This is a genomic window from Pseudomonas sp. SYWMCR5 (assembly GCF_057197165.1).
In genome coordinates this window covers 313,087-334,899 of sequence record NZ_JBXUNH010000001.1, presented here as the reverse complement: position 1 = coordinate 334,899, position 21,813 = coordinate 313,087, and the positions used below count along the sequence as shown (strand labels likewise).

Here is a 21,813-nt window from a genome sequence, read left to right as displayed (position 1 = left end):
GACTCATAGCTCAGCTGGATAGAGTACTCGGCTACGAACCGAGCGGTCGGAGGTTCGAATCCTCCTGAGTCCGCCACTTTCTGAAGTGGTTTTGCTTGTCAAGGCAGCTTCAAAAACCAGTGGTAATCTGGTCTAAAACTACCAACCACGGACTCATAGCTCAGCTGGATAGAGTACTCGGCTACGAACCGAGCGGTCGGAGGTTCGAATCCTCCTGAGTCCGCCACACCAAAAAGCCCGCTCCTGTAGCGGGCTTTTTCTTTTCTGCCGTTTCACGGATTTGTCAATGCCACACGGCTAGACTCCGTATGAACACCACTGCACATCGATGTGCTTTTTCACTGCTGCCTGCCGTCGCACTGTTGGCTTCGAGCGTTGTCACAGCTTTATCGCGCAAACGATTGTTCCGGCCAAAAATTTAAGCGATCTGACAGCTTGAGCAGTGTATGATTGCGCCCGTCAGCCCCGCCGGGGCTTGTGGAATACCACCATGGACTTACCCAGTAGTTACCCCTTAATACGCGTTATCAAGCCAGATCTGACCGATTGATTCTCCCGGCGTGCTCCGCTGCTGGGAGTGGAGTTCGCCTATGACCGAAGTCGAAGTAAAGAAAGTCCAAGAGAGCCTGCAGGATCGCCTCGCCCAGGTGATCGAACTGCTGCAGCGCCAGCGCGTCGTTGAAGACCTGACTCATCGTCAGGAAGGTCAGCACAACGACCTGGTGGAAAACCTCGTCCACCGCCAGAACCTGGTCGAGCTGCAGCGCAAGCTCGATGATCTGCACCCCGCCGACATCGCCTACATCCTCGAAGCCTTGCCCCTGCAAGATCGCCTGACGGTCTGGCAACTGGTGCGCTCGGATCGCGACGGCGACATCCTCCTCGAAGTCTCCGACGCCGTGCGTCAGACGTTGATCGCCGACATGGACGATCACGAGCTGCTGGCTGCGGCCAAGGAAATGGACGCGGACGAACTGGCTGACCTGGCGCCTGAGCTGCCGCGTGACGTCGTCCACGAGCTGATGGAAAGCCTCGATGCCCAGCAGCGCGAACGCGTGCGTTCTGCCCTGAGCTACGACGAGGAGCAGGTCGGTGCACTGATGGACTTCGAGATGGTCACCATCCGCGAAGACGTCAGCCTGGAAGTGGTACTGCGTTACCTGCGTCGGCTCAAGGAGCTGCCGGGGCACACCGACAAGCTGTTCGTGGTCGATTACGACGGCATTCTGAAGGGTGTGCTGCCGATCAAGCGTCTGCTGGTCAACGACCCGGACAAGAAGGTGGCGGAGGTCATGGCGACCGACCCTGTCAGCTTCAAGCCCGAGGAAGATGCCTACGATGCTGCCCAGGCTTTCGAGCGTTACGACTTGGTTTCCGCACCAGTGGTCGACAAGAGCGATCGTCTCATTGGTCGTCTGACCATTGACGAGATGGTCGACCTGATTCGTGAGGAGAGCGAGAGCGAAGTGCTCAACATGGCCGGTCTGCGCGAAGAAGAAGATATCTTCGCCTCGGTCTGGCGCTCGCTGCGCAACCGTTGGGCTTGGCTGGCGATCAACCTGATCACCGCCTTCGTCGCCTCGCGGGTGATCGGCCTGTTCGAAGGTTCGATCGAGAAGCTGGTGGCGTTGGCGGCATTGATGCCCATCGTGGCCGGTATTGGTGGCAACTCGGGTAACCAGACCATCACCATGATCGTGCGCGCCATGGCGTTGGACCAGGTCTCGCCAGGCAATACGCGTCGCCTGATGCGCAAGGAGCTGGCGGTATCCTTGCTCAATGGCTTGATCTGGGGTGGGGTGATCGGGATGGTCGCGTTCCTGCTCTACGGCAGCTGGTCGTTGGGTGTTGTGATGACCGCAGCCATGACCTTGAACCTGCTGTTGGCGGCGTTGATGGGGGTGTTGATCCCCATGACCCTGGCACGCCTCGGGCGCGACCCTGCGATGGGGTCGAGCGTGATGATTACCGCCGTAACCGACAGCGGCGGCTTCTTCATCTTCCTCGGCCTGGCGACACTGTTCCTGCTCTGATGGGCAGTGTGCAGCGCCAGGAAGGGCTGATTCGGCTCAAACGAAAAAAGCCAGCTTGCGCTGGCTTTTTTCGTGGGCGTTGGAAACCTCAGGAGGCGTCGGCTGCCATTTCCACATCGTGAGCGATGAGGGCGACCAGCGCGTTCTGCTGGCGGTGGGTGAGTTGACGGAAGCGTTGCAGCAACTCGCGTTCGTGCAGGGACAGTTCAGGGCTGTCCAGGCGCATGCTCAACTCGTCGCCCAGTGCACCTTCCTGGATGAGGCTTTGCTCCAAGCGGGCGATGATTTCGGAGTTCATGCTGCGGTGATGGTTGCGCGCTACCTCGGCAATGCGCTCACGCATCCCGTCAGGCAGGCGGACGACGAATTTGTCAGCGGTGCGGCTGGAGTAGATAGCCTGTTTCATTGGGCGCATATAAATTGACCGGTTGTTCTGGTTCAGGGGAAGCGGTTCTCAAATTGGCCGCACGGTAGTCGGTACGACCGTCGCGACGACAAAATGTTCAACCGTGATGTGATTTTGGATGCTCATCTTGCCTCATGGTCGCCGTTTCCTTGGCGTCAATTCTGTGACAAATAGTGATCCGGGTAAAGGCTTTCTGCCAGTACCAATTATCAGAAATGAGTACTGGTTTGAAAAGTTTTACTCTTTCCCATCTCGACCTTCTGTCAGGCCTTTGCTGTCAAAATCTTGTAAAACTTGGCAAAGGCCTGGGGAAAATCATCAAACTCGCAAGATTTCCCTATCCTTGAGCATAGTGGCTATGCAACATGACGCAAGCGTTCCCCATCAGGCCGAAGCGCCCGACGTTCACGTTTTGACCGCGCCTACGCAAAAAATTCCCTGACGATGCCATTAATATGCAATTGAATCGCCGCGCAGCGTGGAGACGGCGAGAAAACGCAGAAATGGACTACATCGAAATGCCAGTCTCGGGCATGACAAACGGTCGAGCGCTGGTTACCATGCTCGCCGCTGACCGCCTGCGCCGTTTCGGATGGCTTCTCCAAGCCACTGAATTTGCGTAGAATGCGCGACGTGATGTCCCCTTAGTTCAACGGATAGAACAAGCCCCTCCTAAGGGCTAGATGCTGGTTCGATTCCAGCAGGGGACACATCCTTCGCAATTCCGCCTACCACTCCCTGTTGCCGTCTTTCCAGCGCTGGACGAATCGCAGAGATTCGCCACGACGCACGACGACCGGTATCGCACCGGCCACCGTGATCATGTCGTTCAGACCGACAGTGCCTTTTCCTTGTCTTCCTGCTGCTTGCTGGTCTCGCTGGCCTGGGTCATGTCGGCCGTGTTGGCGGCTGCACGTTCAGCCTGCTGCTGCAGCTTGGCCTGGGTCTTGAGTTCGACGTCTTCTTTCATGCGCTGGGCAATCTGTTCGTCGATCTTCTGTTTCTTCTCCGCAGGCAGGGCGTTGTAGTCCTCTTCGGTCATGCCAAGCTCCTGCAGGATCTTCTCCTTGATCTTTTCCTCCGGCGACTTGGACATGTAGTCGCGGAACTCCTGCAGGGCGTTGCTGGCCGGCTGCTTAGATGCACTGGCTTGCTGGCGCGCGGCGATATCGGGGTTCTGCAGGGCGACCTTGAGCTTGGCGAAGGCTTCCTGGCGGGCGTCTTCGGCGTTCTGCTGCGAGGTGTTGCCTTGGCTGTTCTGTTGGGCTGTCGTGTTGCTGGTGGCCAGGGCCTGACGCTGCGGCAGGATATCGGCCTGGACAGTGTCATGGTTGACCCGGTGCGGTTGTTGCACCGCAGTCTGCCAGCCCAGCCCATTGAGGCTGATCATCATGTGTTTCCTCCTTGGATGGTAAAACGCGCAGAGCTAGCGGCAAAACCTGTGCCAGACTACCGAAGCCAGAAGCGGCGAGGGCTGTAGCTGGATTGCGCTGAGCGCCAGGGCAGCGGATTGCCCGCAGGAGGAAGTGGCTTGCCGCTATCGGCAAACAGGCTGGTGGCAACACCCGTGCCTTGCTGCCGGCAAAAAAAGACCCACCGCACCCAAGGTGCGACGGGTCAAGTCGGCTTTCGCCGCTTCAGTGCTGTTCAGATATGCAGTGCGTGCCCCAATGCCCGCAATGCAGCCTCCTGCACGGCCTCGCCCAGGGTCGGATGGGCATGGATGGTGCCGGCCACGTCTTCCAGCCGCGCGCCCATTTCCAGGGATTGGGCAAAGGCAGTGGAGAGTTCGGAAACCGCTACCCCGACTGCTTGCCAGCCAAGGATCAGGTGGTTGTCGCGACGCGCGACGACACGCACGAAACCGCTTTTCGACTCAAGGCTCATCGCCCGGCCATTGGCGGCGAAGGGGAACTGCGCAACGATGCAGTCCAGGCCCAGCGCGGCGGCTTGGTCCGGGGTCTTGCCGGCCACCACGACTTCCGGATCGGTGAAGCAGACTGCGGCAATCGCAGTGGGCTCGAAGCGCCGAGTCTTGCCAGCGACAAGTTCGGCGACCATCTCGCCCTGGGCCATGGCCCGGTGTGCGAGCATCGGTTCGCCGGCCACGTCACCGATCGCCCAGACGTTGCGCATGCTGGTCTGGCAGCGCTCGTCGATGGCGATCGCCGCACCGTTCATCTTCAGTGCCAGGCTCTCCAGGCCGAAGCCCTGGGTGCGTGGCCGACGGCCAACGGCGACCAGTACCTGATCGGCCTCCAGGCGCAACTGTTCGCCTGCGCCGTCGCGCGCCAGCAGGCAGCCCTGTTCGTAGCCTTCCACGCTGTGTCCCAGGTGCAGTGCGATGCCGAGCTTTTTCAGCGACTCGGCCACCGGTGCGGTCAGCTCGGCGTCGTAAGTGGGCAGGATGCGATCACGCGCTTCTACCACGCTCACGCGCGCACCGAGCTTGCGGTAGGCGATGCCCAGCTCCAGGCCGATATAGCCGCCGCCGACCACCACCAGGTGTTGTGGCAGGCTTTTCGGTGCCAGGGCCTCGGTAGAGGAGATCACCGGCCCGCCCAGCGGCAGCATCGGCAGCTCGACGCTGCTCGAGCCGGTCGCCAGCAACAGGTGTTCGCACTGGATGCGCTGGCCGTCGACCTCGACGTTCTTGCCGTCGAGGATCTTCGCCCAGCCATGGAGCACCTTCACGCCATGTTTCTTCAGCAGGGCAGCCACACCGCTGGTGAGGCGGTCGACGATGCCGTCCTTCCATTCGACGCTGCGCGTGATGTCCAGGTGCGGTGCCGAGACGCTGATGCCCAGCGCCGAACCTTCGGCGTAGCGGCGGGTCTGGTGGAACTGCTCGGCCACGTGGATCAGCGCCTTGGATGGGATGCAGCCGATGTTCAGGCAGGTGCCACCCAGCGCCTGCCCTTCGACCAGCACGGTGGGAATGCCCAGTTGCCCGGCGCGGATGGCGGCCACGTAGCCGCCGGGGCCACCACCGACAATCAGCAGGGTGGTATCAAGAATCTGTTGCATGCTCACTCCACGAACAGGCAGGCGGGCTGTTCCAGCAGGCCGCGCACGGCCTGAATGAACAGGGCGGCGTCCATTCCGTCGACCACGCGATGGTCGAACGAACTGGACAGGTTCATCATCTTGCGCACCACGATCTGGCCATCGATCACCACCGGGCGCTCGACCATGCGGTTGACGCCGACGATCGCCACCTCCGGGGTGTTGACCACCGGCGTGCTGACGATACCGCCCAGGGCACCGAGGCTGGTCAGGGTGATGGTCGAGCCGGACAGCTCTTCGCGGCTGGCCTTGTTGTTGCGCGCGGCATGGGCCACGCGGGCGATCTCGCTGGCGTTGCTCCACAGGCTGCCGGCTTCGGCATGGCGCAGTACCGGCACCATCAGGCCGTTGTCACCTTGGGTGGCGATGCCCACATGTACGGCGCCGTGGCGGGTGATGACCTGGGCCTCGTCGTCGTAGGTGGCGTTGATCTGCGGGAAATCGCGCAGGGCGACGACTATGGCGCGTACCAGGAACGGCAGTAGCGTGAGCTTGCCACGGCTCTCGCCATGCTTGGCGTTGAGCTGTTGGCGCAGGGCTTCGAGCTGGGTGACGTCGATTTCCTCGACATAGCTGAAGTGCGCGACGCGGCGCTTGGCATCCTGCATGCGCTGGGCGATCTTGCGGCGCAGGCCGATCACCGGCACCTGCTCGCTGTCGGTGCGCTTGCCGTAGCCGGCTGGCGCCTGGCCGAGGGCGGTCTGCGGCTTGCTGATGAAGGCGTCGAGGTCTTCGTGCAGGATGCGCCCGGCCGGGCCGCTGCCATGCACGTAACGCAACTCGATACCGGCATCCAGCGCACGCTTGCGCACGGCGGGTGAGGCCAGTGGTTTGTCATGCGCCTCGCGCGGGACGATGGGCGCGACGGCGTGGCTTGTGGCCGGCTGCGGACGGCTTTCGGGCTGCGGCTCGCTCCTTGTCTGGGCTGGCGCAGGGGCCGGCGCGACGTGCGGCTCGGCCGGCTTGTCCTGCGGCGCGTCGACGTGGTTGCCGCTGCCTTCGACTTCGATACGGATCAGCTCGCTGCCGACCGCCATGACCTCGCCGGGCTGGCCTCCCAGGGCCAAGACCTTGCCGCTGACCGGCGAGGGAATTTCTACCGTGGCCTTGTCGGTCATGACATCGGCCACCACCTGGTCCTCTGCGATCACATCGCCGACCTTGACGAACCATTCCACCAGTTCGACCTGCGCGATGCCTTCACCGATATCCGGCATCTTGATGACGTGCGTGCCCATTCAGACCTCCATGACCCGTTTCAATGCCGCACCTACCCGCGAAGGACCTGGGAAGTAAGCCCATTCCTGTGCGTGGGGGTAGGGGGTGTCCCAGCCGGTGACGCGCTCGATCGGCGCTTCGAGGTGATGGAAGCAATGCTCCTGGACCAGCGACACCAGCTCGGCGCCGAAGCCGCACGTACGAGTGGCCTCGTGGACCACCACGCAGCGCCCGGTCTTCTTCACCGAGGCGACGATGGTTTCCAGATCCAGCGGCCAGAGGCTGCGCAGGTCGATGACCTCGGCGTCGACGCCGCTCTCCTCGGCGGCCACCTGGGCCACGTAGACCGTGGTGCCGTAGGTCAGCACGGTGACATCGTTGCCGGGGCGGGTGATCGCCGCCTTGTCCAGCGGCACCTTGTAGTAGCCGTCGGGCACGGCACTGTGCGGGTGCTTCGACCAGGGTGTTACCGGGCGGTCGTGGTGGCCGTCGAACGGGCCGTTGTACAAGCGCTTGGGCTCGAGGAAGATCACTGGGTCGTCGCATTCGATCGACGCGATCAGCAGGCCCTTGGCGTCATAGGGGTTGGATGGCATCACCGTGCGCAGGCCGCAGACCTGGGTGAACATCGCTTCGGGGCTCTGGCTGTGGGTCTGGCCGCCGTAGATACCGCCGCCGCAGGGCATGCGCAGGGTCAGCGGCGAGATGAATTCGCCGGCCGAACGATACCGCAGGCGAGCCATCTCCGAGACGATCTGGTCGGAGGCGGGGTAGAAGTAGTCGGCGAACTGGATTTCCACCACCGGGCGCAGGCCGTAGGCACCCATGCCCACGGCGGTGCCGACGATGCCGCTCTCGGAGATCGGTGCATCGAACACCCGCGACTTGCCGTACTTGGTCTGCAGGCCTTCGGTGCAGCGGAACACGCCGCCGAAGTAGCCGACGTCCTGGCCGTAGATCACCACGTCGTCGTCGCGCTCGAGCATGACATCCATGGCCGAGCGCAGGGCCTGGATCATGGTCATGGTAGTGGTGGCCATGGCGGTTTCCGGGTTGATGCTGTTGTTGTGATCGTTCATCTCAAACCCCCAGTTCCTGGCGTTGACGGCGCAGGTGATCGGGCATTTCCTTGTACACGTCCTCGAACATCGAGGCGGCGCTGGGGATATGGCCATTGGCGAGGGTGCCGAACTGTTCGGCATCCTTCTGTGCCTTGATCACCTCGGCCTCGAGCTCGGCACTGACGGCCTGGTGCTCTTCTTCGGACCAGTGGCCGGCCTTGATCAGGTGCTGCTTGAGACGAAGGATCGGGTCGCCCAGCGGGAAGTGGCTCCAGTCGTCGGCCGGGCGGTATTTGGACGGATCGTCCGAGGTGGAGTGCGGGCCGGCACGGTAGGTGACCCATTCGATCAGTGTCGGGCCCAGGCCACGGCGGGCACGTTCGGCGGCCCAGCGCGAAGCGGCGTACACGGCGACGAAGTCGTTGCCGTCGACCCGCAGCGAGGCGATGCCGCAGCCCACGCCACGGCCGGCGAAGGTGGTCGACTCACCACCGGCGATGGCCTGGAAGGTGGAAATTGCCCACTGGTTGTTGACCACGTTGAGGATCACCGGGGCGCGGTAGACGTGGGCAAAGGTCAGGGCAGTGTGGAAGTCGGATTCGGCAGTGGCACCGTCACCGATCCAGGCCGAGGCGATCTTGGTATCACCCTTGATCGCCGACGCCATGGCCCAGCCGACCGCCTGCACGAACTGGGTCGCCAGGTTGCCGCTGATGGTGAAGAAGCCCGCCTCGCGCACCGAGTACATGATCGGCAGCTGGCGGCCCTTGAGTGGGTCGCGGGTGTTGGACAGCAGCTGGCAGATCATCTCCACCAGCGACACGTCGCGGGCCATCAGGATGCTCTGCTGGCGGTAGGTGGGGAAGCACATGTCGGTGCGGTTCAGGGCCAATGCCTGACCACTGCCAATGGCTTCCTCGCCCAGGCTCTGCATGTAGAAGGACATCTTCTTCTGGCGCTGGGCGACCACCATGCGGCTGTCGAAGATGCGCGTCTTGAGCATGGCGTGCATGCCTTGGCGCAGCACCTGCGGGTCGATGCCCTCGGCCCAGGGGCCGACAGCATTGCCGTGCTCGTCGAGCACACGCACAAGGCTATAGGAGAGGTCCGCAGTGTCGGCGGGCTCTACGTCGATAGGTGGTTTACGGACTTGACCGGCGTCGTTCAGACGCAGGTAGGAGAAATCGGTCTGGCAGCCTGGCCGGCCTGTGGGCTCGGGCACATGCAAACGCAGGGGGGCGTACTCGTTCATGCTTTTTACGCTCGCTCGAATGTTGTTTTTGTGAGCTCTGAAGCGGCCGCCGCTGACTACCGGCTTGTGACTTGTAGGTCAGCGTCATTTACATCTTAGAGGCTGGGCCGGAGAATTTTTCTCTCAAGTTCATTGCCTTTATCGCGCGGCGCAGATAAACATTCTGAATAAACACAAGAATCAGGTGAATTTGCCTCATGCGTAAACTTGATCGTACGGATATCGGCATTCTCAACAGCCTCCAGGAGAACGCCCGGATCACCAACGCGGAGCTTGCGCGTTCGGTGAACCTCTCGCCGACCCCCTGTTTCAACCGGGTCAAGGCGATGGAGGAACTGGGGGTGATCCGCCAGCAAGTGACCTTGCTGTCGCCCGAAGCGCTGGGCCTGGATGTCAACGTGTTCATCCATGTCAGCCTGGAGAAGCAGGTGGAGCAGTCGTTGCATCGCTTCGAGGAGGAGATCGCCGAGCGGCCCGAGGTGATGGAGTGCTATCTGATGACAGGCGATCCGGATTACCTGCTGCGCGTGCTGTTGCCGAGCATCCAGGCGCTGGAGCGATTTCTCGATTACCTGACGCGGCTGCCGGGGGTGGCGAATATCCGCTCCAGTTTTGCGCTGAAGCAGGTGCGCTACAAGACCGCGTTGCCGTTACCGGCCAATGGCATGACCTTGCGCGAGTAGTTGTCAGTTCAGGCCCTATCGCGTCGCCACCGCCCGACAGGGTGCTTGATATTTTAAACACCCCCGGCCTATGTTGTGGCTGTCGCCCTTTGCGGCATGCCTACAACAACAAGGACCAGTGTCATGACGACCGAGCGCCTGACCGGCATCGACGAAATCGAATGCGTCACCCCTGACCTCAACGGCGTCCCACGCGGCAAGGTGATGACCGCCGAGGGCTTCCTCGAAGGCCGGCGCCTGCAGATGGCGCGTGGGGTGCTGCTGCAATGCATCATGGGCGGCTATCCGCCGGCAAGGTTCTATGGCAGTGATGACGGCGACCTGGCACTGGTCGCTGATCCTGCGCAAACTCATGTCCTGCCGTGGAGCGACAGCCCACGGGCCTTGGCGATCTGCGATGCGGTCGAGCTCGATGGCACGCCCTCGGGGCTCTCCACCCGTGGTCTGCTCAAGGCGGTGATCGCTCGTTATGCGGCGCTGGGGCTTGCGCCGGTGGTGGCCACCGAACTGGAGTTCTTCGTCTTCGCCCCGAACAGTGATCCGGGCCAACCGTTCCAGCCACCGATGGGCAGGGACGGGCGCCGCGAGCTGGGCCACTCGGCCTTCAGCGTCAGTTCCAACAATGGCCTGCGGCCTTTCTTCAGCGAGGTCTACCGGTGCATGGCAGCACTGGGCTTGCCGCGCGACACGTTCATGCACGAGATGGGCGTCAGCCAGTTCGAGATCAACCTGTTGCACGGTGATCCGCTGCTGCTGGCCGACCAGACCTTCCTGTTCAAGCATCTGCTCAAGGAAGTTGCACTCAAACACGGCTTGACCGTGGTGTGCATGGCCAAGCCGCTGGCGCATACCCCCGGCAGCTCGATGCACATCCACCAGAGCCTGGTGGAGATCGGCACCGGTCGTAACGTGTTCAGTGACGAGCAGGGCAGGGCAACCGACACCTTCCATCACTTCATCGGCGGCTTGCAGGCGTGCATGGCCGACTTCACCGCGCTGTTCGCGCCCAACGTCAACTCCTACCAGCGTCTGTGCCACCCTTACGCCTCGCCGAACAATGCTTGCTGGTCAGAGGACAATCGCGCGGCTGGCCTGCGCATCCCGGCCAGTTCACCGGTAGCGCGGCGTGTGGAAAATCGTCTGCCGGGCGCCGACACCAACCCCTACCTGGCGATTGCCGCAAGCCTTGCGGCCGGGCTGCATGGCATCGAGCGCAAGCTGCAGCCCACTGCGGCGATCCAGGGCGAGTTCGTGGTGCCCGAGCACCTGAGCCTGCCGTGCACGCTGCACGCGGGCATCGAGCGCCTGCGTCGCAGCACGTTGGCGCGGGAACTGTTTGGCGAGGAGTTCATCGAAGGATACGTCGCCACCAAGACCCTGGAATTGACGGATTTCTTCGATGAGATCACGCCGTGGGAGCGTAGGGTGCTGGCCGCGCAGGCCTGATCGCGACAGAAGCTTTGCCCGGCGCGCCGCTCCTGGCTTTTTTTCATTGCCAGGGGCCCGCGTCCGGGAAATTGCCCTTATGCTTGCCAGCAGCACCACACCTGCCCAAGGAGCCCGCGGGGACGCATGCGCCAGATCTGGAAGTCATTTCGCTCGTTGTACTTCGCCGCCCTGATGATGCTGATCGGCTCAGGCCTGTTGAGTACCTACCTGGCGTTGCGCCTGGCTGCCGACCATGTCGACAGCCTGTGGGTCGGTGCGCTGATGGCAGCCAACTATTTCGGTCTGGCCGTGGGCGGCAAGGTCGGTCACCGATTGATCGCTCGGGTCGGGCACATTCGTGCGTATGCCACCTGCGCCGGTATCGTCGGTGCGGCGGTGCTGGGGCATGGGCTGACCGATTACGTACCGGCCTGGATCGGCCTGCGCATGATCGTCGGCCTGGGCATGATGTGCCAGTACATGGTCATCGAGAGCTGGCTCAACGAGCAGGCCGACGCCAAGCAGCGCGGTGCGGTATTCAGCGGCTACATGATCGCGTCCTATCTTGGGTTGGTGCTGGGTCAGTTGATCCTGGTGGTGCATCCGGCACTGGGGCCTGAGCTGCTGATGCTGGTCGCCATGTGCTTTGCCCTGTGCCTGGTGCCGGTGGCGATGACTCGGCGCATTCACCCGGCACCGCTGCGGCCGGCGCCGATGGAGCCGAAATTCTTCATCAAGCGGGTGCCGCAGTCGCTGAGTACCGTGCTTGGCGCGGGACTGATCGTCGGTTCCTTCTATGGTCTGGCCCCCCTGTATGCGGCGCGCCAGGGGCTGAGCACCGAGCAGGTCGGTCTGTTCATGGGCTGTTGTATTTTCGCCGGGCTGTTAGTGCAGTGGCCCCTGGGCTGGCTGTCGGATCGCTATGATCGAGCGGTGCTGATCCGCAGCGTGTCGATCGGCCTGGCGGTGGTGTCGCTGCCGTTGGCGCTGCTGCCCAGTGTGCCGCTGGAGTTGCTGTTCGCGGCTGGCTTCATCGTTTCGTTGCTGCAGTTCTGCCTCTATCCATTGGCCGTGGCGTTCTCCAATGACCATGTGGAAAGTGAGCGGCGGGTATCGTTGACGGCGATGCTGCTGGTCACCTATGGCGTGGGTGCGAGCATCGGTCCGCTGGTGGCGGGCGTGCTGATGAAGGCGTTGGGCGCACAGATGCTCTATGCCTTCTTCACCTTCTTTGCCCTGGTGCTGGTGTGGCGTATTCGACCGAAGGCGGTCACCGGGCTGCACCAGGTTCAGGATGCACCGCTGGGCCACGTGGCGATGCCTGCGGCAGGTTCGCCGTTGTCTGCGGCGCTCGATCCACGGGTCGATGAGCAGACCGTGCAGGACGTGATGCAGGCGCCGGTGGCGGCGGAGGATACCGAAGATGAGCCAGGGCAGGTCCAGGGCAGTCAGGTCGAGCCGGAAACCGACAAGGCGAATTGAGTGATGCCCGACCAGGAGCCAGGCTTCCTGGTCGGGATCGTTCATTTTTTGATGGCTCAGGCGTCCTGAATGTTTTGCAGTCGAAACTCGAGAATCTCGCCGTTCAACTCTCCGGCATTGAGGTAGGCGCCATCCCAGATCTTCACTTGGGAAACCCTGTGCCCCAGGGCGTCACGCAGGTAGAACGGAATGTTCGGCGCGCTGTTCGGATTGCCATCCCAATTAGTGAGCGTTTCGATCTTCCACAAGCTTTCGCCAGGGCCGAGCAGGGGCCTGGTGATGCTGTCGATCGCTTTGCCCAACAAGCCGGTGCCATACAGGCCGAGCCATCCCTTATAGTTCTGTTCCATTCTGGCGCCGGCATATTCGAAGCTGCTGACTGTAAAGTTATTCAGGCAACTGATCCGATAATGAGATCGGGTGGCGGTCTGTTTTTCTTTCAGGTACTCGAAATGAAACGTGAGTGGCACGAAGGTACTGAGCGGGTGTTGATAGGCCGCTTCGGTCAGCAGCCATCCCTCCCGTTCTGTTTCACCGTCCGGCTTGGACGGTGACAACCAGCGGGAGGTCCCGACCTGGCCATGCCTGCAATGCAGCTCGGCTGTGAAGTTGCGGTGAATCATGGCGATGCTCCTGTTGAGCGCCCGGGTTGTTGGGGCGATAGCCGTCACCGTAGTGGGTTCAAGGCGTAAGGAGCATGAGGAAAATTTTCAGCGAATGTACCGACCGCCTGAATCGAAAACGCCACCCGAGGGGTGGCGTCGATGTCTTTCAAGGGGCGATCAGTAGTCGTCTTTATCGAACCGCCGCGCTTCACGCTGCAGCTGGTACACGAAACTCTCGATCTTGCGCTGGTTCTGGCCGTTGAGGTTGTGGAAACGCACGCCGGCGAAGGTGGTATTGATGCGCTCTTCGAAGTGCAGGTGACGCAGCTCCACCATCACGTCGCTCAGGCCCAGCGGGTTTGCGGCCTTGAAGCGCTCATACACCTGGCCCAGTTGCAGGCGCTCTTCGACATTGCCATCGAAGCGCAGCTTGCAGCCCGTGGCGGACACGTCCAGCAGCTTGCCGCGCAGCGCGCCGTTGCCCTTGAGGTGGGTGCCGTCGAGGATGATGTCGACCAGTTGCGACAGTTTCAGCGCAGCGCGGAAGGCGTTGCGACGCTGATGGTAGGTCATTTCGGTGGGCAGAGTGCCGCGGTAGCAGCGGTGGCCATCGACTTCGCCGATGGCCAGCGCAGTGTTGCACTCCCAGGCAATGCGTACGCCATCGTGGAAACCTTCGACGCGGAAGGGTTCGCCGTTCTCGATGAACTTCTCGCCGTCACGCGGGATCATTTCGTCCAGTGCCAGAACGTTGGCGTCCCGGTCCACCTGTACCACGTAACTCTGGAAGCGCTGGCTGCGTTCATGGAAGCTGATGATCAGCGGATCGTGGCTTTCCATCAGCTGGCGCAGGTTCGCCGAAATCTCCAGAGGAGTGGTCAGCACTTTTGGTGGCTGAGGAGCATCGGACTCATTGAACACGGGTAATCAATCTCCAGGCAAAAACGACACACGCAAGTAACGGCATTTTGCCAGTATGTTCCGTGCCTTGAATAGGAATAATCACACCTGGCTGATCGCCCGGGGCTTGTCCATGGGGGAGGTGGTACCACGGCTGTCGTACAGCGACGGGGAGTCGCCGCCGTTGAGGATTCTGATCTGGTTGGCCGTGGCGTGCTGCTGCACCTGGATAACCCGGCCATTGGTCTCGTTGACCTTCTGGCAGGTGTCCATCAACTGGGTCAGCACATCGAGTTGCTGCAGGATGATCTCGCCGTTTGGCGATTGCGCAGCAACGGCCTGCACACCTGCCCGGTCGGCGCTGAGGCCGAGCCCGTTGAGCAGGTGATTGCGCCGCATGCCCTGCTGCTCGAGCAAGACGATCAGCGATTGCTTGCGGGCGAGGATGGTCTCCAGCACCTGCATGTCCCGACCGTGCAGGGCGACCGTTTCCTTCTGGAGGAGGTCGAGCAGTTCCTGGGTCGGCGCGATGTCGTCTTCGATCAGTTGCAGCAGTGTGGTGTCGTGCATGGCTGGCTCTTGGCTCTGGCGTCCTGGAAGTCAGCGCACCGTAAGGTTAGCGCTGAGCTTCGAAATCAAGCAGTTTGCTGGCGATCCGGCCGGCATCGACCTGGTAGCTGCCGTCGGCGATCGCCTGCTTCAACTGGGCCACGCGGGCGCTGTCGACTGCCGGTTGATCGCGCAGCTTGTCGCTGATCTTCTGCAACTGCTGGGCCTCTTGACTGAGGTGTACCGCCTCTCCGCTGATGCTGGCAGGCTTGCCTGCATCGCTGGCACCACCGGTTTTTTCGGTGTTGCCCGATGCGGCATTGCCGCGAACGCCGCCCGTGATGGACGGAGAGTTATTCAAACGACTGAAGTCGATGACCATGATCAGAAACCTCTGGGTGAATAGGACGCTTGCCTTTGTTTCGGCCAACCCGAAACAAACTTTAGGCACAAATGTTCTGCCGTCCGTCAGCAAACCCGCATATCCCGATTTCTGACACAGTTTAGGAAAAGCGGTTCCTCGCCGCCAGTCCCGGGGTCCTGCATTATTTCGTCGGCGATGAACCGCCGGTGCCTTTTACATCCTTCTTACATCGCCACTTCGACCTGGCCCGGCCCGACCACCGTGGCCTTGACCACGCGCTGGGAGTTGAGATTGCGCACGCGGATCTGTTCGGTCAGGCCGCCCTTGCTCAGGGCTTCGCCTGGCATGCGTACGCTCAGGCCGCCACTGCGGGCGGTGATCACCACGTGATCGCCCTTGCGAATCACGTCCGCTTGTTCCAGTTGCTGCAACGTCAGGACCTGGTCGAGGATGGTCGGGCGCAGCAGTTTCATGCCCACGGCCTGGTCGAGTTCGCTCAGAAAGCCCTGGCCCAGGGTGCTGACGTCACGCTCGCGCAGAGCCACGTCACCTTCAGTGATCACGCTTTCGCGCTTGAGTGGGCGGGTCATGACCACCACGTCGCGGAACAGCTTCACCTGTGCCGGCACGAATACCGTCCAGGGCGAGGTGCCGTCGCAACGTACCCGCACCGTCACTCGCCCAAGCGGCTGTGCCGGGCTTTCCAGCGAGGCGTCCAGTTGCTGGCTGCACACCGGCATGCGCAGGCGTGGGTCGAGATTGTTGACCTGGATGTCATAACGTCCCACGGTCTGGGTGCGCGTCATGTAGTCTTCGACGGTGAATTCAAGAAACCCTTGGGTGACACCGATAAGCTGTTCAGGCAAGGTAAACGAATCCGCCAGCGTGCGAGCGCCGGATGCGAGCAGGCATGCAATGGCCAGGGGGATGGCCAGCAGGCGCGTCAGTCGTCGGAAAAATGTCGTTTTCGTGTACATACGCTCAAAAAAGCAAAGCCCGTGCCGACTTGTTGGCAAGCGAGCAGAAAAATAGAAGGAGTCTGGCATGGCTGGCGTTATGGATTCGGTCAACCAGCGCACGCAACTGGTTGGACAGAATCGCCTCGAGCTGCTGTTGTTCCGTCTCAATGGCGATCAACTCTATGGCATCAATGTGTTCAAGGTCCGTGAGGTGCTGCAGTGCCCGGAGCTGACCCTGTTGCCCAAGTCCCATCCGGTGGTGCGCGGTGTAGCGAACATTCGTGGGGCAACCATCCCCATCCTCGACCTGTCGATGGCGACGGGGCTACCGGGCCTGAAAGAAGAGACCCGTAACAGTTTCGTGATCATTACCGAGTACAACACCAAGACCCAGGGTTTCCTGGTGCACTCGGTCGAGCGCATCGTCAACATGAACTGGGAAGAGATCCATCCACCACCCAAGGGTACTGGGCGCGATCACTACCTGACGGCGGTCACCCGGGTAGACAACCGCATGGTCGAGATCGTCGACGTCGAGAAGGTGCTCGCGGAAGTGGCACCGTCCTCGGAGTCGGTTTCCGCCGGCGTGGTCGATGCCGAGGTGCAGGACAAGGCCGTGTTGCTGCGGGTGCTGACCGTCGACGATTCGTCGGTGGCGCGCAAGCAGGTCAGCCGTTGCCTGCAGACCGTGGGCGTGGAGGTGGTGGCGCTCAACGACGGCCGCCAGGCGCTGGACTACCTGCGCAAGCTGGTGGATGAGGGCAAGCGGCCGGAAGAAGAGTTCCTGATGATGATCTCCGACATTGAAATGCCGGAAATGGACGGCTATACCCTCACCGCCGAGATTCGTAACGATCCGCGCATGCAAAAATTGCACATCGTCCTGCATACTTCGCTGTCGGGCGTGTTCAACCAGGCGATGGTCAAGAAGGTCGGCGCTGACGACTTCCTGGCCAAGTTCAAGCCGGACGACCTGGCCCAGCGCGTGGTCGATCGGATCAAGGCAACGCATTGAAACGGCCGGGGCGAGCCCCGGCGCAAGTGATTGAAAAGAGGCGGCAGCATTGTCTACGGGTAATTTGGATTTCGAACAGTTCCGGGTCTTCCTGGAGAAAGCCTGTGGCATCCTGCTGGGCGAAAATAAGCAGTATCTGGTGTCCAGCCGTCTCAACAAGCTGATGGAGCAGCAGGGCATCAAGAGCCTGGGTGAGCTGGTCCAGCGCATCCAGACCCAGCCCCGCAGTGGCCTGCGCGAGCAGGTGGTCGACGCCATGACCACCAACGAGACCTTGTGGTTTCGCGACACCTATCCGTTCGAAGTGCTGAAGAACAAGGTGATTCCCGAGTTCATCCGCGCCAACCCTGGCCAGCGCCTGCGCATGTGGTCGGCGGCCTGCTCGTCGGGGCAGGAGCCGTATTCGATCTCGATGGCCATCGATGAGTTCGAGCGCAGCAACCTGGGCCAGTTGAAGATGGGGGCGCAGATCGTCGCTACCGATCTTTCCGGTGCCATGCTCAACAACTGCAAGACGGGTGAGTACGATAGCCTGGCGATTGCCCGTGGCTTGTCGCAGGAGCGCCTGCAGCGCTACTTCGATCCGAAAGGGCCGGGGCGGTGGGCGGTGAAGCCGGCAATTCGCAGTCGGGTGGAGTTCCGCTCGTTCAACCTGCTCGACAGCTATGCGGCGTTGGGCAAGTTCGACATCGTGTTCTGCCGCAATGTGTTGATCTACTTCTCCGCCCAGGTGAAGAAAGACATCCTCATGCGTATCCACGCAACGCTCAAGCCGGGCGGGTATCTGTTCCTGGGGGCTTCGGAGGCGCTCAATGGCTTGCCGGATCATTACCAGATGGTTCAGTGCAGTCCAGGGATCATCTATCAGGCCAAGTGAATGAAAAGGCCGGTATCGAGAGATACCGGCCTTTTCGTTTTCGCGCCTGCGAACACCGGACCTTGCCAGCGTGTTCAGGCGGCAAGGTCAGGATCGATCAAGATCGCGATCAGAAGTCGTACCGCACCTTCGCCGAGAATACGTCGGCATTGAAGCCTGACTTGCCCACGTAGTCATAATTGACCCCGAGGGTCACTGCACCCAGCTTGTAGTCGGCACCGACACCTGCTTCGTAGCTGTTGCGCACCGCACTTGCGCCGCGGGTCACGAATGGCGTGTTGCCGAGCAGGAAGGTCGAGGTGCTGTTGGTCTGGTCGGCGGCGAAGTCGTGGTAGCCCATCAGCTTGAATTGCGGCTCCAGGGTCCCGACACCAACGGGATAGCTGCCCGCCACTCGCACACCTGCACCCAGCTCGAGGGCTTCGTAGCGCTCATCTTCGACCTTGAGTGCGGCGGACGAGCCTTTCTCGCGGTAGCCATCGATGTCGACACGGCTGTAGCGTGCGGCCACGCGTGGTTCGACCAGCAATTGCGGGTTGATGTGCCAGGTGTAGCCACCCACCAGGTTCGCGGCCAACTGGTTGCTATCGTAGTCGGCCTTGGCCCGGGTGTCGGCGATCTCACGCTTGCCTTGGTTGTCGCCCCGGCCATAGGTCAGGCTGGCGTCGACGAAGTAGTTGCCCAGCGTATAGGCGCTGTACAGGGTGAAGGCATGGCTCTCGACCGACGTCTTGTTACCACTGCTGCCATTGACGTCAGTGTCCAGGAAGCTGTACGCCAGGCCCAGGGTGAGCTGGTCGTTGAGCTTGCCATCGGCACCGACGGCAATGCCGCGACTGTAGGCGTTGTAACCTGCCACGCCGTCACGGGTGCTCTGGGTGGCGTCGCTGTACAGCGATTGAACCCATACGCCGGCCTGGCTGAAGCCTTCCCCCGACGAGGCGCCACGCAGGTTGCTGGCGCGGCTGCTGATGGCGTTGCCGATCATGCGCTGGGCTCCGGTGGCTGCCTGGCGCGCGCCGCCGTTGACCTCCGGGGTCAGCTGGCGAGCCAGTCTGGCGACCTGGGCCTGGTCGGCGTTGGCGGCGTAGGCCAGCAGCGGGTCGCCTTTGGGCAACTGAGCCAGCAGGCCGTTACCGATCGCGTTGCCGATGGCACCCTGGGCATTGTCGTTGCCGCCGCTTTCCTTGACGATCTCGGTGACTTCTTCCACCGGTTTGGTCGTAACCTGTGCGTAGACTTTGTTGTCTTCCACCGCGCTGCTCTGCACGCGCAGCAGTGCCGAGGTACTGGTGACCTGGATGCCGTTGGGGTCAAGGTTGTGGCCGGCGGTGTCCACCAGCTGTACCTGGCCGGCCTCGACCAGCAGGTAGCGCGATCCGGACGGCTGGAAGTCCTCTTCGTCGGCGTGCAGGGCGATGCGCGAGCCTTGTTCGAACTTGCTGGTGCCGCTGACCTTGAGTACTGCCACGCTCGGGTCGGTTTCGCTGGACAATTCCAGGCCCAGCGCCGAGTTGCCGGCGATCGACAGGTTGCCGTCGATCGCGGTGCGGGCAGCGGTCAGTGCCAGGGTTGCGCGGGTGTCGTCACCCAGGTTGCCGACTTCGATCCAGCCGCCGGGCTTGAGGCGGATGTCCGGGGTGCTGTGGGGCAGGTAGTGGGCCTGGAACTCGCTGTTACCTTCGACCTCGATGTTGCTCAGCCCGTCGAGCATGCCGGTGATCTGGCTGCCCTCGCGCAGGATGAGCTCGACCGGCCGATTGCTGTGGCTGGCGTCGATGGCGACCTGGGCCATGATGATGCCGCTGTTGAAGATGTTCAGGTCGCCGTGGTCGCGATACCAGGGTTGCTGGCCGGGGCCGTCGAATGCGACATCGCCGATGCGAATGCCGGTGCCGCTCAAGGCGTAGATCGAGCCACGGTTGTCGATGTGCCGCCCCAGGCTACTGGTCAGGGTTGCGCCATCGAGCGCGATGGCCTGGCTGTTCGTGTCGCTGGCGACGATATTGCCGTAGTTTTCGATGCTGTCCAGGCGGGTTGGCATGCCGGTGGCGCCGCCGCGCGACGTGGCGTTGACGCTGATGGCATTGGGGCCGCTGCTTTCGATGGCGCCGCGGTTGACGATCTTGCCCTGCACGGTGGCGCCGGCCAGGTTGAGGGTGATCGCGTTGTAGCCATAGGCGCGGACCTTGGCGTTCTGGGCGTTGACCAGGTCGCCCTTGATCAAGGTCGACTGGCCGTTGGCGCTGGCCAGGTTGATGCCGTAGGCCTCCCGCCGGTTGATGATGCCGATACCGGTGCCGGCCTGGAGCGTGCCTTGGTTGATCAGGTTGCCATCAACCGTGGTATTGCTGATTTTCAGCGCGTTGCCATCGAGGCTGGTGCTCCTGACGAAGGCCTGGTTCATCAGGTCGCCGGTCACATGACTGTTGCGCACGGTGAGGGCGTCGCTGCGATTGACCATGTCCACGGTGGTGCGGTCGTTGTCGTTGATCGGGCTGTTGAAGGTCAGGTCGCCCTGTACGTTGGCGTCGTCGAGCACGATCGCGCTGCGGGAAATATTGGTGAAGCTGCCGCCGAACTCGAGGCCGTTCGCGTAGCTCTGGTGGCTGGAGGTGAAGCCGGCATCGGTCAGTTGGATGGTCTGGCCATGGGCGGGCAGGGCGCTGGTGGCAATTGCCAGGGCAAGTAGGGTCTTGCGGTAGGTCAGCGGGGACACGGTTTCTTCCTTGGAAGGCAATAGGGACAGTGCGCATCCATGCTGTGCCTGAAACCGTAACCAGTGGCCTCATGCCACATCTCTGCGCGGTCGCGAATGCTACTCGCAGTGATGGCAAAATAACACTGTCCTGTTGACGTCAATTTTTTGGATTGCCGCTTTTGCCGCTCGGCAATTGCCGCTCACTCGCCATCAAGCGGAAGCACTTTGCCGCTTTTCTGGCATTGCCGTTGCTCGCGGATGCAGATGATGCCCGGTATTGCTGGGGTTGCGGCTGTTGGCACAGGCCTTGCTATAGCTTGGCCAACGCAACGCTGGTCAACCTTCGAAGGTTCCCCGACATGAGCATCAGCTTCGACAAGGCCCTCGGCATCCATGAAAAGGCACTGGGTTTCCGCGCCCAGCGCGCCGAGGTGCTGGCCAACAACATCGCCAACGCCGACACGCCCAACTACAAGGCGCGTGACATGGACTTCTCCTCGGTGCTTGCCGCCGAGGCAGACAAACAAAGCAATGGGCGTATTTCGCTGACCCGCACCAACGGCCACCACATCGAGGCCGAAGGCCTGGCCATGGGCGACGACAGTCTCAAGTACCGCACGCCGATGCAGCCGTCGATCGACCAGAACACCGTGGATGCACAGATCGAGCAGTCGAACTATGCGCAGAACGCGATCGACTTCCAGGCCAGCTTCACCTTGCTCAACAGTAAATTCAAAGGGCTGGTATCGGCCCTGCGTGGAGAGTGACCATGTCCCTTGCCAGTGTCTTCAACATCGCCGGTAGCGGCATGAGCGCGCAGAACACGCGCCTTAACACCGTCGCCTCGAACATCGCCAACGCCGAGACCGTTTCCTCGAGCATCGACCAGACCTACCGCGCGCGCCACCCGGTGTTCGCCACCACCTTCGAACAGGCCCAGAACGGCGCCGGTCAGTCGCTGTTCGACGACCAGGGCCAGGCCGGCCAGGGTGTGCAGGTCAAGGGGATCATCGAGGACCAGAGCAACCTGGAAGCCCGCTACGAGCCCAATCATCCGGCGGCGAACAAGGACGGCTACGTCTACTACCCGAACGTCAACGTGGTCGAGGAGATGGCTGACATGATCTCCGCCAGCCGTGCGTTCCAGACCAACGCCGAGCTGATGAACACCGCCAAGACCATGATGCAGAAGGTGCTGACCCTGGGTCAGTGAT

General features: G+C 61.9%; 20 protein-coding genes and 2 tRNA genes. 10 read left to right on the top strand and 12 right to left on the bottom strand.

What is annotated here, in order from left to right:
• Positions 1-149: 149 nt before the first annotated feature.
• Positions 150-226: transfer RNA gene (locus AC2CGW_RS01465), tRNA-Arg, on the top strand.
• Positions 227-590: 364 nt separating this feature from the next.
• The gene (gene mgtE / locus AC2CGW_RS01460; RefSeq protein ID WP_484573408.1) at positions 591-2,033 is read left to right on the top strand and encodes a magnesium transporter; all 1,443 of its coding nucleotides are present in this window, start codon (positions 591-593) and stop codon (positions 2,031-2,033) included.
• Between the two features lie 88 nt (positions 2,034-2,121).
• Here the strand turns inward: mgtE and AC2CGW_RS01455 are convergent, their stop codons facing one another.
• A complete protein-coding gene (locus AC2CGW_RS01455; RefSeq protein ID WP_029613963.1) occupies positions 2,122-2,448 on the bottom strand; it encodes an Arc family DNA-binding protein in 327 nt (108 codons plus the stop codon).
• Positions 2,449-3,077: 629 nt separating this feature from the next.
• Between AC2CGW_RS01455 and AC2CGW_RS01450 the strand changes: the two genes are divergently transcribed.
• A tRNA-Arg gene (locus tag AC2CGW_RS01450) sits at positions 3,078-3,149 on the top strand.
• A gap of 119 nt (positions 3,150-3,268) precedes the next feature.
• Here AC2CGW_RS01450 and AC2CGW_RS01445 read toward each other — a convergent pair.
• The 5 genes from AC2CGW_RS01445 to AC2CGW_RS01425 form a co-directional block, all read right to left on the bottom strand.
• On the bottom strand, positions 3,269-3,832 hold the full coding sequence (locus tag AC2CGW_RS01445; RefSeq protein ID WP_238348422.1) for a hypothetical protein: 564 nt from the start codon (positions 3,830-3,832) through the stop codon (positions 3,269-3,271).
• A 254-nt stretch (positions 3,833-4,086) separates the two neighbouring features.
• Positions 4,087-5,466 carry a dihydrolipoyl dehydrogenase gene (gene lpdA / locus AC2CGW_RS01440; RefSeq protein ID WP_186711687.1) on the bottom strand — a complete coding sequence of 460 codons (1,380 nt, stop codon included), beginning with the start codon at positions 5,464-5,466 and terminating at the stop codon, positions 4,087-4,089.
• A gap of 2 nt (positions 5,467-5,468) precedes the next feature.
• Complete coding sequence (locus AC2CGW_RS01435) at positions 5,469-6,743, bottom strand: dihydrolipoamide acetyltransferase family protein (protein WP_484573407.1); 1,275 nt, start codon at positions 6,741-6,743, stop codon at positions 5,469-5,471.
• Positions 6,744-7,802, bottom strand: a complete 1,059-nt coding sequence (locus AC2CGW_RS01430; RefSeq protein ID WP_186666465.1) for an alpha-ketoacid dehydrogenase subunit beta — start codon at positions 7,800-7,802, stop codon at positions 6,744-6,746. It lies immediately after the preceding gene.
• Between the two features lies 1 nt (position 7,803).
• Positions 7,804-9,036: a 3-methyl-2-oxobutanoate dehydrogenase (2-methylpropanoyl-transferring) subunit alpha gene (locus AC2CGW_RS01425; RefSeq protein WP_186666463.1), complete on the bottom strand. Its 1,233-nt coding sequence runs from the start codon at positions 9,034-9,036 to the stop codon at positions 7,804-7,806.
• A gap of 197 nt (positions 9,037-9,233) precedes the next feature.
• On the opposite strand from AC2CGW_RS01425, the gene bkdR reads away from it, so the two are divergent.
• The 3 genes from bkdR (at position 9,234) to AC2CGW_RS01410 (ending at position 12,629) form a co-directional block, all read left to right on the top strand.
• Positions 9,234-9,719, top strand: a complete 486-nt coding sequence (gene bkdR / locus AC2CGW_RS01420; protein ID WP_027593063.1) for a Bkd operon transcriptional regulator BkdR — start codon at positions 9,234-9,236, stop codon at positions 9,717-9,719.
• 204 nt (positions 9,720-9,923) lie between these two features.
• Positions 9,924-11,165 carry a glutamine synthetase family protein gene (locus AC2CGW_RS01415; RefSeq protein ID WP_484573674.1) on the top strand — a complete coding sequence of 414 codons (1,242 nt, stop codon included), beginning with the start codon at positions 9,924-9,926 and terminating at the stop codon, positions 11,163-11,165.
• A 126-nt stretch (positions 11,166-11,291) separates the two neighbouring features.
• Positions 11,292-12,629: an MFS transporter gene (locus tag AC2CGW_RS01410; protein WP_186666461.1), complete on the top strand. Its 1,338-nt coding sequence runs from the start codon at positions 11,292-11,294 to the stop codon at positions 12,627-12,629.
• Positions 12,630-12,685: 56 nt separating this feature from the next.
• Here AC2CGW_RS01410 and AC2CGW_RS01405 read toward each other — a convergent pair whose 3' ends face one another.
• From AC2CGW_RS01405 to flgA, 5 genes are all read right to left on the bottom strand, one after another.
• On the bottom strand, positions 12,686-13,252 hold the full coding sequence (locus AC2CGW_RS01405; protein ID WP_186666460.1) for a hypothetical protein: 567 nt from the start codon (positions 13,250-13,252) through the stop codon (positions 12,686-12,688).
• A gap of 159 nt (positions 13,253-13,411) precedes the next feature.
• Positions 13,412-14,155: a flagellar brake protein gene (locus tag AC2CGW_RS01400; RefSeq protein WP_186711870.1), complete on the bottom strand. Its 744-nt coding sequence runs from the start codon at positions 14,153-14,155 to the stop codon at positions 13,412-13,414.
• 81 nt (positions 14,156-14,236) lie between these two features.
• Positions 14,237-14,704, bottom strand: a complete 468-nt coding sequence (locus AC2CGW_RS01395) for a flagella synthesis protein FlgN (protein WP_054891911.1) — start codon at positions 14,702-14,704, stop codon at positions 14,237-14,239.
• Between the two features lie 46 nt (positions 14,705-14,750).
• Positions 14,751-15,065, bottom strand: a complete 315-nt coding sequence (flgM, locus tag AC2CGW_RS01390; protein ID WP_186720073.1) for a flagellar biosynthesis anti-sigma factor FlgM — start codon at positions 15,063-15,065, stop codon at positions 14,751-14,753.
• Positions 15,066-15,271: 206 nt separating this feature from the next.
• Positions 15,272-16,024 (bottom strand): flagellar basal body P-ring formation chaperone FlgA, encoded by a 753-nt coding sequence (flgA, locus tag AC2CGW_RS01385; RefSeq protein ID WP_186666458.1) that lies wholly within the window; start codon positions 16,022-16,024, stop codon positions 15,272-15,274.
• 67 nt (positions 16,025-16,091) lie between these two features.
• On the opposite strand from flgA, the gene AC2CGW_RS01380 reads away from it, so the two are divergent.
• Positions 16,092-17,021 (top strand): chemotaxis protein CheV, encoded by a 930-nt coding sequence (locus tag AC2CGW_RS01380; protein WP_063545699.1) that lies wholly within the window; start codon positions 16,092-16,094, stop codon positions 17,019-17,021.
• A gap of 49 nt (positions 17,022-17,070) precedes the next feature.
• Complete coding sequence (gene cheR, locus AC2CGW_RS01375) at positions 17,071-17,898, top strand: protein-glutamate O-methyltransferase CheR (RefSeq protein WP_186666457.1); 828 nt, start codon at positions 17,071-17,073, stop codon at positions 17,896-17,898.
• 109 nt (positions 17,899-18,007) lie between these two features.
• On the opposite strand, the gene AC2CGW_RS01370 is transcribed toward cheR, so the two are convergent.
• Complete coding sequence (locus tag AC2CGW_RS01370) at positions 18,008-20,617, bottom strand: autotransporter family protein (RefSeq protein WP_484573406.1); 2,610 nt, start codon at positions 20,615-20,617, stop codon at positions 18,008-18,010.
• Positions 20,618-20,958: 341 nt separating this feature from the next.
• Here AC2CGW_RS01370 and flgB point away from each other — a divergent pair, with 341 nt between their 5' ends.
• Positions 20,959-21,366, top strand: a complete 408-nt coding sequence (flgB, locus tag AC2CGW_RS01365; protein ID WP_186666455.1) for a flagellar basal body rod protein FlgB — start codon at positions 20,959-20,961, stop codon at positions 21,364-21,366.
• Positions 21,367-21,368: 2 nt separating this feature from the next.
• The gene (flgC, locus tag AC2CGW_RS01360; RefSeq protein ID WP_054891905.1) at positions 21,369-21,812 is read left to right on the top strand and encodes a flagellar basal body rod protein FlgC; all 444 of its coding nucleotides are present in this window, start codon (positions 21,369-21,371) and stop codon (positions 21,810-21,812) included.
• Position 21,813 lies beyond the last annotated feature (1 nt).

What these genes read in the sequence shown, in the direction of transcription:
- flgC (WP_054891905.1), top strand. Translation starts at nt 21,369, where the DNA reads ATGTCCCTTGCCAGTGTCTTCAACATCGCCGGTAGCGGCATGAGCGCG.
- AC2CGW_RS01395 (WP_054891911.1), bottom strand. Translation starts at nt 14,704, where the DNA reads ATGCACGACACCACACTGCTGCAACTGATCGAAGACGACATCGCGCCG.
- AC2CGW_RS01425 (WP_186666463.1), bottom strand. Translation starts at nt 9,036, where the DNA reads ATGAACGAGTACGCCCCCCTGCGTTTGCATGTGCCCGAGCCCACAGGC.
- lpdA (WP_186711687.1), bottom strand. Translation starts at nt 5,466, where the DNA reads ATGCAACAGATTCTTGATACCACCCTGCTGATTGTCGGTGGTGGCCCC.
- AC2CGW_RS01455 (WP_029613963.1), bottom strand. Translation starts at nt 2,448, where the DNA reads ATGCGCCCAATGAAACAGGCTATCTACTCCAGCCGCACCGCTGACAAA.
- AC2CGW_RS01410 (WP_186666461.1), top strand. Translation starts at nt 11,292, where the DNA reads ATGCGCCAGATCTGGAAGTCATTTCGCTCGTTGTACTTCGCCGCCCTG.
- flgM (WP_186720073.1), bottom strand. Translation starts at nt 15,065, where the DNA reads ATGGTCATCGACTTCAGTCGTTTGAATAACTCTCCGTCCATCACGGGC.
- flgA (WP_186666458.1), bottom strand. Translation starts at nt 16,024, where the DNA reads ATGTACACGAAAACGACATTTTTCCGACGACTGACGCGCCTGCTGGCC.
- flgB (WP_186666455.1), top strand. Translation starts at nt 20,959, where the DNA reads ATGAGCATCAGCTTCGACAAGGCCCTCGGCATCCATGAAAAGGCACTG.
- AC2CGW_RS01435 (WP_484573407.1), bottom strand. Translation starts at nt 6,743, where the DNA reads ATGGGCACGCACGTCATCAAGATGCCGGATATCGGTGAAGGCATCGCG.
- AC2CGW_RS01380 (WP_063545699.1), top strand. Translation starts at nt 16,092, where the DNA reads ATGGCTGGCGTTATGGATTCGGTCAACCAGCGCACGCAACTGGTTGGA.
- mgtE (WP_484573408.1), top strand. Translation starts at nt 591, where the DNA reads ATGACCGAAGTCGAAGTAAAGAAAGTCCAAGAGAGCCTGCAGGATCGC.
- AC2CGW_RS01405 (WP_186666460.1), bottom strand. Translation starts at nt 13,252, where the DNA reads ATGATTCACCGCAACTTCACAGCCGAGCTGCATTGCAGGCATGGCCAG.
- AC2CGW_RS01415 (WP_484573674.1), top strand. Translation starts at nt 9,924, where the DNA reads ATGACCGCCGAGGGCTTCCTCGAAGGCCGGCGCCTGCAGATGGCGCGT.
- AC2CGW_RS01445 (WP_238348422.1), bottom strand. Translation starts at nt 3,832, where the DNA reads ATGATGATCAGCCTCAATGGGCTGGGCTGGCAGACTGCGGTGCAACAA.
- AC2CGW_RS01430 (WP_186666465.1), bottom strand. Translation starts at nt 7,802, where the DNA reads ATGAACGATCACAACAACAGCATCAACCCGGAAACCGCCATGGCCACC.
- bkdR (WP_027593063.1), top strand. Translation starts at nt 9,234, where the DNA reads ATGCGTAAACTTGATCGTACGGATATCGGCATTCTCAACAGCCTCCAG.